The sequence below is a fragment of the Streptomyces sp. NPDC031426 genome (genome assembly GCF_055581585.1).
This window is the reverse complement of sequence record NZ_JBVIJE010000001.1, coordinates 437,807-452,932: the sequence shown is the minus strand read 5'-3', so window position 1 is coordinate 452,932 and position 15,126 is coordinate 437,807. Positions and strand designations below refer to the sequence as shown.

Sequence of the window (15,126 nt, the reverse complement as noted above, 5' to 3'; positions counted from 1 at the left end):
CATGACGTGGGTTTGACCCGAGACAAGGCGACCGGACATATTGGTCCGGAGGTGGTGGTGAGGATGGCACGCGCGTCCAAGCGCGAGGAGATCGCGCAGGCAGCCCTGGAGCAGTTCCGCACGCGGGGCTTCAACGCCACCGGCATCAGCGACATCACATCGGCGGCCGGGGCGCCCAAGGGCTCGTTCTACAACCATTTCGCCAGCAAGGAGGAGAGCGCCCTCGAGGCACTGAGCCGCTACGCCGCCGGGTTGCGGTTCGACCTGCTCGACACGCCCGGACGCCCTGCGCTGGAGCGACTTCGGGCGCACTTCGAGTTCCTGGGCGCCGACACGGTCGACAGCGGCTTCGCCCGCGGGTGCCTGGTGGGCAACCTGGGTGCGGAGGTGGCGGACCACTCCGAGGAGATCCGCGCCGCCGTCCAGGGCGGCTTCCAGCGGTGGGCCGCGCACATCCGGCGGATGCTCACCGAAGCCAAAGAAGCAGGTGAGCTGGACGCCGCTCTCGACGTCGAGGAGGCCGCACTGTTCATCCTCAATGCCTGGGAGGGCACGCTGATCGCCGCCCGGGCCGACAAGTCCCGCGCCCCCTTCGACGCCTTCTTCCACATGGTCTTCGGCGTTCTCCTGCGCTGATCGCGGTCGGCCGCTCACGACTCGCAGGCGCCGCCACCCACACCAAGGCTCCGCCGCCCGCAAGGCGGGCGCGGGCGAGCACGACCGAGCAGGAGTCCGACATGAACACGTTGCTCGCAGAGGTCCTCGATGCCCATGGTGGTCTCGACCGCTGGAACGCACTCACCACGGTTCGCGCCACCATCGTCAGCGGTGGCGACATGTTCGTCATCAAGGGGATGCCGCAGGATCCCACCCCACGGGAGATGACCGTCTGGCTGCACGAGCAGCGCGCCTCCGTGATGCCGTTCGGCGCCCCCGACCAGAAGACCGACTTCACGGCCGACCGCGTCAGTATCGAAAAGCTCGACGGTCGCGTCGTGGCCGAACGCGACGAACCGCGGAGGTCGTTCACCGGGCACGGCCTCGACACCCCGTGGGACCCACTGGACCGCGCCTACTTCAACGGATACGCGCTGTGGACGTATCTCACCACGCCCTTCCTGCTGTCGATGCCCGGCTTCACCCTCACCGAAATCGAACCATGGCGGGAAGGAGACGAACTCTGGCGCGGACTGTGCGCCACCTTCCCGCCCGACATCGCCAGCCACAGCACGCAACAGGACTTCTACTTCGGCCCCGACCATCTCCTGCGTCGGCATGATTATCACGTCGACATCGCAGGCGGGTTCGCCGCCGCGCAGTACGTCTACGACACCGTGGAAGCGGACGGGATCCGCCTGCCCACCAAACGCCGGGCCTACCGGAGCGATGCGGACAACCGCCCGATCCTGGCACAGACCATGGTCTCCATCGACGTCAGCAACCCTCGGTTCACCTGACATCGGGCCTGTGTGTGGCGCGCGCCGAGCGCGACTGGTGGCTGCGCGCGCCGTACCGCTGCAACGGCGGGCTCAGTCGCCGAGGTTGGCCAGCCAACGCAACGCGCTGAGACTCGGCAGGAACAAGTACTCCCCGCCACGAGTGGTGACAAAGCGCTCGACGCCGTGCAGACGACGCCGGACGGGTCGCTGAGGGACCGTGAAGATGCCCGTGCCGTCGTTGTCCCCCATAATCAGGGCCTTCTCCACGTCAGGCCGATGAAGTTGCCGTCGTTGAACCATTGCGACATCACGAACTCGAACTGCCGGTCGAGACGCGCGTTGACAGCGATGAACACGACGCCGCGGTCGGCGCCGTCGTCGTCCAGGGTGCCGGCCGGCAGCGGCGGCCCAGAGCCGGTGCTCCGCCGGTGCCAGACAAGGGAACTCCCGGGTGGCCGGCGACGCCCGGTCGACGCCGCCGCTGACCCGCGGACCGTGGAAAGGGTTGGCGATCAGCGTGTACAGCGTGTCGATGACATCATCGTTGAGCGACCGGCCACCGCAAGGTCGTGTGCGCATGCCCCGCCAACAGGGCGCGCTCGATCTCGGTAACCGTCGGACAGCCCGGACGGACTCGCGGCTTTCGCCGGCCAGGCCCTGATCCGAGACCGGCGCACCTACGAAGTGCCCCCGCCACGGTCGACCGGCTGGTCCGGGCGATCTTCCGACCGCCACAACCAGCGCAAGGCGTCAGGGAGCAGGACTCCACCGTGATTGGGGCTATGGCCGCCGTCACCCCGGACGAGGCGGAAGTCGTATCCGGCTTCCGCGAGCGCGACCGCCACGCGCAAGTTGTCGGCAAGCCAGTTCACTTCGGGCTCGTTCCAGCGCAGGTCACGATGGCCCGCTTGCAGAAGGATACGCAGCGGCTTGCGGGGAGTTCCGGGGATCAGTTCGGGGTACGGGTTGCCGCCTGGCATCTGCGTGAAGCTGGACAGGTACCCGATGACGCGGCGGAACTTGTCCGGGCGCAGCCATGCTGCGGTGAAGGAGCAGTTGCCGCCGCTGCTGCCACCGCAGATGCCCCACCGGTCAGGGTCCTCGGCGATCGTGTACCGCTGCGTGACCTCGGGGATGATCTCGTCCAGGAGGAAACTGGCGTACCGGTCGTCGAGTGCGTCGTACTCGGTGTTGCGGTTCTTCGGGTCCGCGGCGTCGGGGAAGACGCCAGGGTCGACGAACACGCCGATGGTGACCGGGATGTCGCCGCGGTGGACGAGGTTGTCCAGGACGATCGCACCGCGGACCTCTCCTTCGGGGTCCAGGTACAACCATCCGTCCTGGAACACCATCAGCGACGTCGGCTGTGCGGGGTCGTACTGGGCGGGCACGTGAACCCAAAACTTTCGCGACGTGCCCGGGTAGATCGCACTCCGGTTCCAGCCGAACTCGATGGTCTCGCCGACAGGCACGCCGGGCTGGACAGCCGAGTCGGGGCCATGGGCGTAGCGAACATCCGACTGGTCAACCGGAAGCGGCTGGTACGGCGCCTCGATCGTCAGGCGGGCCGACCTAGGCGAGATCACGCGCCCTCTCACATGGGTTTGTGCCCATGTCTCACGGCTTGACTTCTCCGTTGGGAAGTCACGAACGACGCCCTGCGCGGACGGATCACCGTGATCTGCTCCGTGCCGAACAGGGCATGGGGCGCCGCGTGACCGTCAGCTCTTCACGACTGCATCGGCTGCGGAGTTGGGCTGCCCGTGCGCACCAGGCCGGTGCCGTCGGGGAACGTCAGATCTGTCACCTCCAGGGGCGCCTGGGCAGGCAGGTGGGGGCGGGGCAGGGCGGTGGGCGGGTCGGCGCCCAGGCGCTCGCAGGTCAGCGCGGAGACGAGGATCGCGTCGTCCACCGCGATCGTCAGTTCGTCCGGGGCGGCCGTGGCCAGCGTCTGCGGGGTGTGCAGGCCGTGGCGGGCCAGCGCGCCGAGCAGACCCGCGGTGAACGCGTCGCCCGCGCCGACGGTGTCCACCACCGCGACCTTCCGCCCGGGACGGCTCAGGCTTCCCCCAGTGGAGTGGAAGGCATGAGCGCCGTCGGGCCCGTCGGTGATGACGACGAGCAGCGCGCCCAACTCCAGCCAGTGGGCGGCGATCCGGTCGATCGGTGTGTCCGGGTAGAGCCACTCGATGTCCTCACGGCTGGCCTTGACCAGGTGGGCGATGCCGACGCTGCGTTCGACGGCCTGCCTGCCGCGCTCCGGGGCGCCAAGGAGGGCAGGGCGGACGTTGGGGTCGTAGCTGAGCAGCGTCGTGCCCCCGGCGCGCAGGCGCTGGGCGACGGAGTGGATGTGCTCGGCGGTCGGCGGGGTCCAGGAGGCGACCGAGCCGAAGTGCAGTACGGCGGTGTCCTGCGGGACGAGGGCTGTCTCCGCCTCGGTCCACTGCCAGTCGGCGGTGCCGTCCAGGTAGAAGTCGTAACTCGCCCTTCCTTCCGCGTCCATGGAGACAACGGCGAGCGTGGTGGGCTCGGCGGCGGCCGGGGCGTACGTCAGGTCGATGCCCTCGGCGGCGGCGTGCGTGCGCAGCATCCTGCCGAAGGTGTTGTCGGCCAGGCGTGCCATGAGCGCGGTGCGGTGTCCGAGCCGGGCCAGGCCGACAGCGACGTTGAACGGGCTGCCGCCGGGTCGGGCACGGTAGTCGCCGGGTGCGTCGAGCTGGACCAGGTCGATGAGTGCTTCGCCGATCACGGTCACGGCCGGGAGTTGTGCGGCGGCTGGTACGGCTTCAGACATGGCAGGGCCCTTCAGCTGTGATCTCGCCGGAGCCCCGCTCGATCAGCCGGGTCGGCACGGTGACGGTGCGGGTCGGCGACTCGTCGCCGTCCAGCCTGCGAAAGAGCATCTCGGCGGCCGTCCTGCCCACCTGCTCGACGTCCTGGGCGATGACGGAGATGCCCGGACTGAGGATGTCGGCCAGGGGAAAGTCGTCGAAGCCCACCTGGGCGGTGGTGTCCTGCCGCCCCATGGCGCGCAGCGCGCGGACGGCGCCTACGGTCACGAAGTTCTGGCTGGTGAACAGGGCCGTCGGCGGATCAGGCAGCGACAGGACCTGCTCGGTCGCCGCGATGGCCGCCTCCTCGCTCGACCCGACATGCCGCACGATCTCGTCGTCGTACTCGATGTGCGCGACCTCCAGGGCGTGCCGGTAGCCGGCGAAGCGCTGGGCGGCGGTGGGGATGGACGCCCGGTCGCCGAGGTAGGCGATGCGGCGATGGCCGGACTTCAGCAGGTGGTTGACGGCCGTGATGGCACCCTGCCGGTTCTCGGAGACGACGGCGTCCGCGTCGAGCAGGCCGGCCTCGCGGTCGACGAAGACCATGCGCGTCCCGGAGCGCTGCTCGCTGATGAGATAGCTCTGGTCGTGTCCCGCTGGGACGATCACCAGGCCGTCGACCCGGCGGTCGATGAGCGCCTGGGCCAGTTCCCGTTCGCGGGTCGGGTCCTCGTCGAGGCTGCCGACCAGCACCAGCACTCCGCGTTCGCGGGCGACGTTCTCCACGGTGCGGGTCAGGACCGCGGAGAAGGGGTTGGCCGCGTCCTCGACGAGCATGCCGATGGTGGCGGTGCGGCCATCGCCGCGGCGCAGGCTGCTGGCCGTGAGGTTGGGACGGTAGCCCAGTTTGTCGGCGGCCTCCCGCACTCTTGCCACGATGGCCGGATCGACGGTGGGGACGTCGTTGAACACGCGCGAGACCGTCTTGATGGCCACTCCGGCCAGCGCCGCGACCTCACGCATGGTGGGGCGGCTACGGGTGGACCGGGGCGCGGCCTCGCCCTGAGTCATCGTTGTCTCCAACCGGTTGTGCGTTACCTACTCGTTGCGGACGTATGTCTATCAGCGTCTTGACGGGCTCGTCCATACAGGCCCAGTATCTCGCCCAGTCAACGTTGTCTCAGCGTCGGCCAAGAGACGGCTCCGAAAGGGATCAAGCCATGAACATCTCCACCAGCCAGGTGTCGAGTCGCCGTGGTCGGCGTGCCCGGGCGGCAGCGATCGGCGTCACCGTCTGCCTCGGCGCCACGCTCGTGGCCTGCGGTTCTTCGAACGGGAGCTCCTCCTCGTCCGCCTCGGGCGGCGGCAAGGTGGGTGTGTCGCTGATCCTGAAGACGCTCACCAACCCGTACTTCGTGAGCATGGAGAAGGACGCCAAGACCCAGGCGGCCAAGGACAACGTGAGTCTCACCGTGGCGGCGGGCAACTCCGACGGTGACACCCAGACGCAGATCACGGCCATCGACAACGCCATCTCGCGCGGCGACAAGGGCATCCTGATCACGACGAACGGCGATGCCGTGAACGCCGCCCTGAACCGGGCCAAGCAGGCCGGTCTGTTCGTGATCGCCCTGGACACCGCGCCCAACCCGCCCAGCACCGCGGACATCACCTACGCCACCGACAACGAGCAGGCGGGCAAGCTCGACGGCCAGTACGCCGCGGCGGCCCTGAACGGCAAGCCGGCGGTCATCGCCATGCTCGACCTGTTCAACAACCAGGTCGTCTCCGTCGACATCAACCGCGACCACGGCTTCCTCGAGGGCATGGGCATCGACCCCGGCAGCAAGACCGAGAACGGCAAGGAAGCCAAGTCCGGCAAGTACACCGGCGGCAAGGGCGGCAGCTACACGATCGCCTGCCACCAGCCCACCCAGGGCGCCATCGACGGCGGCCGCACCGCGATGGAGAACTGTCTGTCGGCCAACCCGAACATCAACGTGGTCTACGCGATCAACGAGCCGGCGGGCGAGGGCGCGTACAACGCGCTGAAGGCGGCCGGCAAGGAGAAGAACGTCGCGATCTACGCGATCGACGGCAGCTGTGCCGGCCTGAAGAACGTCACCAGCGGCGAGTTCGCCGCCGACGCGGTTCAGTACCCGGGCAAGATGGCGTCCCTCGGCGTCAGCTCCATCGCCAAGCTGGCCCGTGGCGGCAGCAAGCCCAGCGTGACCAACGGCAAGGCCTTCTACGACACCGGCACCGCCCTTGCCGCCGCCAAGTCGCTGGGCGGCCTGACCGTGCAGTCCCCGTCGCAGGCCGCCTCCGCCTGCTGGGGCAGCTGACACCCCGAGCGGGTGCGACCGCCCCCGACCGGGCGACTGCCCCGAGCCGGGTGCGGCGCCGGAAGCCACCATGACGGTACCGGCGCCGCACCCGCACCACACGAGCCCATGAGCCCGTACCAGGGAAGACACCGGAAGGACCCCCTGTGACCACTCACGTGGACCCTCAAGCCGCACCGGCGCCGGCGGAGGAGTTCCTCAACCGGCCCGCCACCCTCAGCCAGCGCATCCACTCGGTGCTGCACCGTCAGCCGGCGCTCAGCCCGGCCATCGTCCTGGTGCTCGCCGCAGTGGTGTTCTCCCTGGTGAACGAACGCTTCTACGCGTTGCAGAACCTCTCGCTGGTCGCCCAGCAGGTGGCCGTCATCGGTTCGCTCGCCGTCGGACAGACCGTCATCATCCTCACCGCCGGCATCGACCTGTCGATCGGCGCCGTCATGGTGCTGGCCTCGCTGATGATGTCGAAGCTCGTCGCGGACAGCCACTGGCCCGGCTGGCTCGCCCTGCTGGCCGGCGCGGTCGTCGCGATAGCGGCCCAGGCCGTCAACGGCCTTTTGGTGACCAAGGTCAAGCTGCCGCCCTTCATCGTCACCCTCGGCACCCTCAGCGTCTTCACCGCGATCACCCTCATCTACGCCAAGGGCCAGACGGTGTCGCTGCAGCCGGGCAACATCCTCATGTGGAGCGGCCAGACGGTCTCCCTCGGCCAACTGAACCTGACCTACGGCGTCCTGCTCATGATCGCCCTCTACGCGGTGGTCGGCTACGCCCTGCGCTATACCGCCTGGGGACGCCACCTCTACGCGGTCGGCGACGACATCGAGGCGGCCCGTCTCGCCGGCATCTCCGTGAACCGGGTGCTGCTCAGCGCCTACATGCTGGCCGGTCTCACCATCGCCGTGGCGGCCTGGGTCCTCGTCGGCCGGGTCGGCGGCGGCGATCCCAACAGCGGACTCAACGCCAACCTGCAGTCCATCACCGCCGTCGTCATCGGAGGCACCAGCCTGTTCGGCGGGCGCGGCGTGGTCTTCGGCTCGCTGATCGGTGCGCTGATCGTCCAGGTCTTCGTCAACGGCCTCGCCCTGGCCGGCATCGACCCGAACTACCAAGTCCTCGCAGTCGGCGTCCTCGTGATCGCGGCTGTCTCCGTCGACCAGTGGATCCGGAGTGTGAAGTCGTGACGACCGCCACCGCCCCCGTACTCGAGGCCAAGGGCCTGGTCAAGGTCTTCGGCCGGGTCGTCGGCCTGAACGACGTCGACCTCACCCTCCACCCCGGCGAGGTCCTCGCCGTCATCGGCGACAACGGCGCCGGCAAGTCCACCCTGATCAAGTGCCTGTCCGGTGCCCTCGTCCCCGACCAGGGCAGCATCCTCGTCGACGGCAAAGAGGTCCACTTCAAGCGACCCCAGGACGCCCGCGACGCCGGCATCGAGACGGTCTACCAGACCCTCGCCGTGGCCCCCGCCCTGGACATCGCCAGCAACCTCTTCCTCGCCCGCGAGATCCGCCGCAAGGGCATCCTCGGCTCGGTGTTCCGCATGCTCGACACCGGCGAGATGAAGAAGCAGGCCGCCGACCACATCAAACGGCTCGGCATCGGCACGCTGCAGAACATCAACCAGGCCGTGGAGACGCTCTCCGGCGGCCAGCGTCAGTCCGTGGCCGTCGCCCGGACCGCGGCCTTCGGCGGCCGGGTGGTGATCCTCGACGAACCCACCGCCGCCCTCGGCGTCCGCGAGACCGGACAGGTCCTCAAACTCGTCCGCGACCTGCGCGACCAGGGCCTGGGCGTCATCCTCATCAGCCACAACATGCCCAACGTGTTCGAGGTCGCCGACCGCATCCACATCCAGCGGCTCGGCGGCTGCGCGGGCGTCATCACCCCGCAGTCGCACTCCATGGAGGACGCGGTGGCCATCATGACGGGCGCGAAGAAGCTCGCCCCCGAAGCGAGCTGAAGGGAACACCAGGGGACGTGACCGCCGAGTACCGGATCACCGAGAACCGCCTCGGCGGGGAACCCACCCTCGTCGTCTGCGCACCGGACGACGCGGCGCGCGTCGTCCTCGCCCTGCGCGGCGCAACGCTGCTGAGCTGGCAGGTCCGGCACGGCGCGGCAGGTCGGCTGAAGGAGCTGACGGACGGCTACCGCGACGAAAAGGAACTCCTCTCCCAGGACGGCGTACGCGCCGGCCTGCTGGCCCCTTTCCCCAACCGCATCGCCGACGGCCGCTACCGCTACGACGGCCACGACCACGACCTGCTGCCCGGCAGCCTCGGCGACCGCACGATCTACCACGGCTTCGCCCGCGAGACACCCTTCGAACTCGCCCACGCCACCACGACAGCCGATTCCGCCCGCCTGCTGCTGCACACCACGAGCATCAGACCGGACCGGCACCCCGGCTACCCCTTCGCACTCGACCTCGAAGCCCAATACACCATCACCGGCCGCGAGTTGAGCATCGTGATCCGGGCGACGAACGTGGGCGACACCACCGCCCCCTACGCGGCGGGCTGGCACCCCTACTTCACACTGTCGCGCCCCATCGACGACCTGCTCCTGCACATCCCCGCCCACACCCTCATCCGGACCGACGCCTCCCTCATCCCACTGACCGGCGATGCGGCCCTGCTTCCCCTGGACGACTGCACTGACATGGACTTCCGGGCACCGAAGCGGCTCGACGACGCGGTCATCGACGCCTGCTTCGCGGACCTGACGCCCGGCCCCGGCGGCCGGATCGACACGGTACTGACCAACCCGGCGACCGGCGAGGAACTGCGGGTCTGGCAGTACAGCGGGTACATGCACGTCTTCACCGGAGACACCCTGGCCCGCGACCGGCGCGCCTCCATCGCCCTGGAACCGGTCGAGACGATGACCAACGCCTTCAACCGCACCGAACACACCACCGCCCTTGCCCTGGAGCCCGGTCAGCGACGCGAGTTCAGCTTCGGGGTGCGGTACGGGGCTTCGGGAACCTGAGGCGGACGGTCGTCCCCGGCTGCGCCGATGAACTGCGCCACGGAGCACACCCGTGGGACGGATCTGCCGCAACGCACCGAGCCCACCTCCGTGCCCCCCCGTGACGGCTTGTGCCGCACCGTGTACGCGAAAGCCACGAGGAACGGCATCCCGGACTCGGACAAGACCAACTGATCGAGCCGCAGGCAGGCGGCGCGCTTGCCGATGGACCCTAGGGTGGGGGCGTCATCACCCGCGGGCGTCGGCCGGCGCCAGCAGGCTGGTGATCTCGGCGATCGCCTTCGGAGACGGCTTGAGCAGCGGCGGATGTTCTCCGGCTTCCTGTGCCGGTACTTCGCCATCAGCATGAGGAGCGACGTGCCCTGCTCAGGCTTCGAGGGCTCCCCGCAGCTTCTGCGCGCAGTCCCGTGCGTGCCATATATGTGCCGCGAGTACGAAGGTCCTTCCGTCCACCGGACGGAAGGACCTGTGACCAGGTACTTCTCTGTGCCCCGGCAGGATTCGAACCTGCGACACCCGCTTCAGGAGTGGGATCGAATCCTTGCCGGGGGGTGTTCGACGATGCCGCGTAGGGCTGTTTGGCCTGATCGGGCGCCACGCGGCTGTGTGTTCCATCCCGCTCGTGACGCATCGTGCCGGTCAGTCCGCTCACGCATCGCGCACGCAAAAGGACCTCGGTGACCAGTGCGTTCGCCTTCTTTGGGTGCTGCTCCGCCTCCGGGCATTCAGCGGTTGAGGCCACTGGCTCTCTTCACGAGATTCGCGTTCTGGCCCAGATCTTGGGGGGCGGTCGCAGTCCGGACACGCCGCGCTGGCCGCCCGGCCTCTCGCCACCACTTCGAGCGTGCCGAAGACGGCGGACACCGCCTCGACGTCCACGTCGTCGATCCTGTCGAACACCAGCGAGTCCCAAAACGATGCGTCGGCCTGTATGACGAGCACCGTCACCAGCAACAGCCCTCGCTGGCGGGAACAGCCGCAGACCTGTCGGAGCGTCACCCTCGCGTGCCGGACGGGGCGTACCCGGTCTCAGACGGACCCGGACCTCCGCGTTCGAACATCACACCAGCCCGGCGTGACGGCTCCCCAATGCCAGAACCCGCTTGAGACCTACGTAGTCGCCCCCCCTTCTCCCTTGAATCGGCATCTGGGCCGGCGTCCGTACGCCTTGGGGCGGCGCACGGACGCCGGCCGGTTGTCCGGCCTCAGCTCAGCGGCGCTCCGGGGCAGTGATCTGGCGCTTGAGGATCTTGCCGGTGGGGCCCTTGGGTAGAGCGTCGACGAGCCAGACCTCACGCGGGTACTTGTACGCCGCCACCCGCTCGCGGACGAACTCCCGCAGCTCGTCCGGGCCAGCCGCGCTGCCGTGGCGCAGCGCGACCACGGCGGCGACCTCCTCGCCGAGCGTGACGTGTGGCATGCCGATCACTGCGGCCTCGGCCACGGCAGGGTGCTCGTACAGCACCTCCTCGATCTCGCGCGGGTAGACGTTGTAGCCGCCGCGGATGATGAGGTCCTTCTTGCGGTCGACGATGTAGTAGTAGCCGTCCGCGTCGACGCGGGCCAGGTCGCCGGTGCGCAGCCAGCCGTCGACGATGGTCTCGGCGGTCGCCTCGGGACGGTTCCAGTAGCCGGCCATCACGTTGTGCCCGCGGACGCAGAGCTCGCCGACACCGTCCTGCGGGTCGAGGAGGCACATCTCGACGCCCTCGACGGGTGTGCCGACGGAGCCGGGCTTGCGGGGCCGGTCGGGGTGGTTGAAGGATGCGATCGGGGAGGTCTCGGACATGCCGAAGCCCTCCAGGACCGGACATTCGAAGGCGGCCTCGAAGGCGTGGAGGACCTCCACCGGGAGTGAGGCTCCACCGGAGGCGCACAGCCGCAGCGAGCTGGTGCCGTGTTTCTCGGTGCCGCGCTCGTGTTCGGCGAGTATGGCGGCGTACATGGTCGGCACGCCCTCGAAGACGGTGACCCGCCGCTCGTCGATGGTGCGGAGGGCCTGGCCCGGGTCGAAGCGGGCGAGCAGGGTGAGTCTGGCACCCGTCGCCACAGCGGCGTTCATGGCGCAGGACTGTCCGAAGGCGTGGAAGAGCGGCAGACAGCCCATCACCACGTCGTCGGGGGTGAGCCGGAGCAGGGTGCGCCCGCCGATCTCGGCGTTGCAGGCGAGTCCGGCGTGGGTGAGCATGGCGCCCTTGGGCGCGCCCGTGGTGCCGGAGGTGTAGAGGATGACGGCGAGGTCGTCGTCCTTCCGCGGGGCGGCCGCTGCCGGGTCCGGGTGCTCGGCCAGCAGCGTCTGAAGCCCACCGGGCACGATCGGCACCACCGGGGTTCCGGTGTCGTCGGCGCCGGCCCGGGCCTGGTCGGCGACGCCGTCCCAGGCCAGGAGCAGCTCCAGGCCGGAGTCGCGCACCTGGTGGGCGATCTCGCGCGGCTTGAGCAGGGGGTTCATCGGCACCACGACCGCACCGGCGCCCAGCACGCCGTAGTAGAGGACGGGGAACTCGCACAGGTTGGGCAGCATCAGGCCGACCCGGTCGCCGGGGCCGACCCCATGGGCGGCGAGGAGTGCGGTGGTGCGACCGGCGAGGGTGGCCAGCTCGGCGTAGCTCAGCCCCTGGTCGCCGAGTTCGACCGCGCGGCGGTGGCTGTGCTCGGCGGCGGCGCGGACGAGGAGGTCGTTGAGGTTCATGAGGGGGGTCGCTTCCTGTCAGCCGCGGAGGGCGGAGGCGAAGACGGCGGGCAGTCGGGTGATGCCGGGTGCGGTGGTGAAGCCGGTGACGCGTCGCAGGGTGGTGCGCCCGGTGCGGTTGGTGACGAAGTACGGGGGGCGGGGCGAGAGCGACGGCGAGCCGGTGAACAGGCCGCGCGGGGCGGGCGCGAAGGGCGCGCGCACCACGGTCTTCTCGACGTCCTCCAGCATGAAGGCGTTGTTGACGAAGCCGATGCCGCTGCCGATCGCCTGCCGGGTGTTGCCCGGGTAGGCGCCCCAGGGCGTGTAGCCGAGCAGGAAACCGACGGCGGACCAGCTGTTGACGCCGAGGGTGCCGTAGCGCAGCCCGGCGATGGCCGCCTCCACCACGGCCCGGTGGGCCCGCTCGGTGGCCGGGTGGACGATCAGGGTCGCGCCGAGCGTGCCGGGGAGGGTGTCGTTGGCGAAGTCGACGGCGGTGCCCAGGAACTCGGCCGGGGTCTCGCCGGGCAGGCGTACCACTCCGAGGGCGCTGGCGAACACCTCTCCGCTGAGCAGCACGTCATCGTGGTCGGCGATGTCCGGCACGAGCAGTCGGCAGCCGTCGCCGTAGCTCTCGGCCTCCGGATGTGCCGCGCGGACCGCGGTCAGCCTCCGGTCGGCGCCGGGGTAGTAGTCGCTGCGGGCGGGCAGTTCGCGCAGCACCTTGCGGATCTCATCGAGCAGCCGCTCGGTGCCGGCCCAGGAGCGGGGCAGCACCAGCACCTGGCTGGCGATGCAGTTGTGGCCGGAGTTGTTCATTTTGCTGGTGACGATGTGCTCGGCCTGGAAGCGGAAGTCGGCCGCGCTCCACTTCCCCGGCGCCACGATGCAGGGGCTGACTCCGCCCAGCTCGCTGGTGAACGGCTTGTCGATCAGTGGCTGGTCGTCGCGGCGGCGCTGCTCGGCCCGGTCGTCGGTGCCCCACATGATGGCGTCGTGGGTGCGATCGCTGCCGGTCACATGGATGGAGTCCACATCGTCGTGGGTGGTGAGGTACGCGCCCTCGGCCGGGCCGCCGTCGACGAACCGCAGCCAGCCGCGCTCGGTGAACTCGGCGAAGATCCGCTCGAAGTGGGGCCGCAGATAGGCGTTGACCGGGTTCATCTTGGCGACGACGACCTGACTCTCGGCGTACAGCTTGTGCAGTATGTCGACGGCGGTCAGGGCGGCGACGTTGCCCGCGCCGAGCACCAGTGCCACCCCGGCCGGCTCCGGACGGCCGCGGTACTGTCCGGCCGCCCGCTCGCGCACCTGCTCGGCTGTGGTGCCCGGCCGCATCCGGACCTGGGCCGAGTAGCCACTGAGCAGCAGCCGGTCCCAGCCGGTGGCGGGGAAGACGTCCACCCGGGTACGGCCGCCGTGTTCGTGGACCGCCCGCGCGGGCAGCGGGTCCTGACCGACGGCGAGCCGCCGCAGGACGTGCAGGCGGGCACTGACGTTCTGGGCCAGCGCCCACGGGCCGCCCGCCCAGTCCTCCGCGGCCCAGGGGGAGTCGGGGCCGTACCCCTTGGCATGGGCGCCGGCCGCGGCCAGCTCGGCGGCTCCGTCGCGGATGCGCGGCATCAGCCGCTCCAGCAGGCCGATCCGCTCGGCGAGCGGTGCCGCGGCCCAGGACGCGGCGTTCTCCCGCAGTTCGTGCAGGGCGCGGTCGAGGGCGGCGGTGTCGAGGGGGGTGTTGTTCACGTCACTCCTTGGCGGTGCGAACAAGTGGGGTAGGAACTGGGGCGGCTCACTCGCCCGGAAGGCGCCCGTCACGGGCGGGGTCGGCCGGGACGACGGTGGCGGTCCCGCCGGGCAGCAGCAGAGCTGCGGTGAGTCGCACGGCGTGCGGGTGGCCGGTGGTGCCGTGAGTGTCGGCCAGCGAGCAGGTCGGCGCCGGGGCGATCGGTCCGGCGGTGGTCATCAGGGCCCGGCGCGCCACCGCGGCGCCGACCGGGGGCGAGTTCGGCGACGGTCGTCACGGCGTGCCGGTCATCACGCAGGCCAGATCGAACCCCGGTAGCAGGACCACGGTGAGGAGACCGTGCGGAAGTCCCGGCAGGGCCTGGCGGGACGGAACGCAGATGATCAGCGTGATGCCGCCCAGGCGGGCACGGGCCCAACGACTGCTCATACCGTGGCGCAGCCGCTGGCCGGATACTTGTCGCTGACCTACTGGAACGTGAGCTCGTTGGCGACGCTCTCGCGTCCGGCGAGCCACATGCTCAGCGCTTCGGTGGTACCGCGGACCACCTGGCCGCGACCGCGTGGCCTTCCGCCCGGTGTTGTGGGGAGGACGCGGTAGCGGGTGAGCTTGCGGCCGAACGGCCAGCTCCAGATGACTCCTTCACGGAACAGGGCGCGGGCCACCGTCTCGGGGATCTCACGGTTGCGCCCCAGGCCACGCAGAACGTCCTGGTGATGCATCGCCATGTCTCCGGTGAGCAGCCATGCCATGGCCTGTGCCTGACCGGATGGCTTCGTGGCGGACTTCCACCCGAGGTCGGTCAGCTCCGCACGGCTCAGCGTCCTGCCGTGCGCAACCATCCGTGCGTTGCCCCGGTTCACCGTCAGTGTCGACAGCCGGAGATAATGGGACGCCATTCGGTCCAGACCGACCACATGTGCCAGGACGTCCCGTGGGGCCCAATCCGCACACAGGGTTCTCGCGTTGTTGAACTCATCGTCGGTCAGCTCGCTCAGGGTCTCCATGAACCGAGTGCGTTCCCGACGCAGTTCCAAGTGCCATGCGGTGGACACAGCCTGCAGTTCCTTTCCTGGATGAATCTGCTCCACAACCACGGGCTGGACCCGCGCGGTTCGAAGCGGTGACGTGTGCAGTGCACGGACGGCAGCGCCGCTCG

15 protein-coding genes and 1 pseudogene are annotated in these 15,126 nt (G+C 69.6%); 6 read left to right on the top strand and 10 right to left on the bottom strand.

All coding sequences use genetic code 11. The features are described from left to right. Positions 1-63: 63 nt before the first annotated feature. Positions 64-636, top strand: a complete 573-nt coding sequence (locus ACZ5NH_RS02280; RefSeq protein WP_468772517.1) for a TetR family transcriptional regulator C-terminal domain-containing protein — start codon at positions 64-66, stop codon at positions 634-636. A gap of 101 nt (positions 637-737) precedes the next feature. Then, on the top strand, positions 738-1,457 hold the full coding sequence (locus tag ACZ5NH_RS02275) for a hypothetical protein (protein WP_468772516.1): 720 nt from the start codon (positions 738-740) through the stop codon (positions 1,455-1,457). Between the two features lie 72 nt (positions 1,458-1,529). On the opposite strand, the gene ACZ5NH_RS02270 is transcribed toward ACZ5NH_RS02275, so the two are convergent. The 4 genes from ACZ5NH_RS02270 to ACZ5NH_RS02255 all read right to left on the bottom strand — a co-directional run bounded on the left by ACZ5NH_RS02270 (position 1,530) and on the right by ACZ5NH_RS02255 (position 5,284). Then, entirely contained in the window at positions 1,530-1,706 is a 177-nt protein-coding gene (locus ACZ5NH_RS02270) for a hypothetical protein (protein ID WP_451555316.1), read from the bottom strand. 410 nt (positions 1,707-2,116) lie between these two features. Then, entirely contained in the window at positions 2,117-3,025 is a 909-nt protein-coding gene (locus ACZ5NH_RS02265) for an alpha/beta hydrolase (RefSeq protein WP_468772515.1), read from the bottom strand. A 143-nt stretch (positions 3,026-3,168) separates the two neighbouring features. Then, on the bottom strand, positions 3,169-4,233 hold the full coding sequence (locus tag ACZ5NH_RS02260; RefSeq protein ID WP_468772514.1) for a carbohydrate kinase family protein: 1,065 nt from the start codon (positions 4,231-4,233) through the stop codon (positions 3,169-3,171). Further along, on the bottom strand, positions 4,226-5,284 hold the full coding sequence (locus ACZ5NH_RS02255) for a LacI family DNA-binding transcriptional regulator (protein WP_468772513.1): 1,059 nt from the start codon (positions 5,282-5,284) through the stop codon (positions 4,226-4,228). The genes ACZ5NH_RS02260 and ACZ5NH_RS02255 overlap by 8 nt, the downstream gene beginning before the upstream one ends. 149 nt (positions 5,285-5,433) lie before the next feature. On the opposite strand from ACZ5NH_RS02255, the gene ACZ5NH_RS02250 reads away from it, so the two are divergent. The 4 genes from ACZ5NH_RS02250 to ACZ5NH_RS02235 all read left to right on the top strand — a co-directional run bounded on the left by ACZ5NH_RS02250 (position 5,434) and on the right by ACZ5NH_RS02235 (position 9,549). Next, positions 5,434-6,558, top strand: coding sequence for a substrate-binding domain-containing protein (locus tag ACZ5NH_RS02250; protein ID WP_468772512.1), 1,125 nt, complete (start codon positions 5,434-5,436; stop codon positions 6,556-6,558). Positions 6,559-6,704: 146 nt separating this feature from the next. Next, positions 6,705-7,739 carry an ABC transporter permease gene (locus ACZ5NH_RS02245; RefSeq protein ID WP_468772511.1) on the top strand — a complete coding sequence of 345 codons (1,035 nt, stop codon included), beginning with the start codon at positions 6,705-6,707 and terminating at the stop codon, positions 7,737-7,739. After that, positions 7,736-8,518: an ATP-binding cassette domain-containing protein gene (locus ACZ5NH_RS02240; RefSeq protein ID WP_388635315.1), complete on the top strand. Its 783-nt coding sequence runs from the start codon at positions 7,736-7,738 to the stop codon at positions 8,516-8,518. Before ACZ5NH_RS02245 ends, ACZ5NH_RS02240 begins: the two co-directional genes overlap by 4 nt. A 17-nt stretch (positions 8,519-8,535) precedes the next feature. Next, positions 8,536-9,549, top strand: coding sequence for an aldose epimerase family protein (locus ACZ5NH_RS02235; protein WP_468772509.1), 1,014 nt, complete (start codon positions 8,536-8,538; stop codon positions 9,547-9,549). Between the two features lie 228 nt (positions 9,550-9,777). On the opposite strand, the pseudogene ACZ5NH_RS02230 reads toward ACZ5NH_RS02235, so the two are convergent. From ACZ5NH_RS02230 to ACZ5NH_RS02205, 6 genes and pseudogenes are all read right to left on the bottom strand, one after another. After that, a pseudogene (locus tag ACZ5NH_RS02230) lies at positions 9,778-9,914 on the bottom strand (site-specific integrase); the annotation flags it as partial. Positions 9,915-10,759: 845 nt separating this feature from the next. Then, positions 10,760-12,241 carry a long-chain-fatty-acid--CoA ligase gene (locus ACZ5NH_RS02225; RefSeq protein WP_468772507.1) on the bottom strand — a complete coding sequence of 494 codons (1,482 nt, stop codon included), beginning with the start codon at positions 12,239-12,241 and terminating at the stop codon, positions 10,760-10,762. An 18-nt stretch (positions 12,242-12,259) separates the two neighbouring features. Beyond that, positions 12,260-13,966, bottom strand: coding sequence for an aldehyde dehydrogenase family protein (locus ACZ5NH_RS02220; protein WP_468772506.1), 1,707 nt, complete (start codon positions 13,964-13,966; stop codon positions 12,260-12,262). 46 nt (positions 13,967-14,012) lie between these two features. Continuing rightward, complete coding sequence (locus ACZ5NH_RS02215; protein ID WP_468772505.1) at positions 14,013-14,186, bottom strand: hypothetical protein; 174 nt, start codon at positions 14,184-14,186, stop codon at positions 14,013-14,015. A gap of 54 nt (positions 14,187-14,240) precedes the next feature. After that, positions 14,241-14,396: a hypothetical protein gene (locus ACZ5NH_RS02210; RefSeq protein WP_388635325.1), complete on the bottom strand. Its 156-nt coding sequence runs from the start codon at positions 14,394-14,396 to the stop codon at positions 14,241-14,243. 38 nt (positions 14,397-14,434) lie between these two features. Then, complete coding sequence (locus ACZ5NH_RS02205) at positions 14,435-15,022, bottom strand: maleylpyruvate isomerase family mycothiol-dependent enzyme (RefSeq protein WP_468772669.1); 588 nt, start codon at positions 15,020-15,022, stop codon at positions 14,435-14,437. Positions 15,023-15,126 lie beyond the last annotated feature (104 nt).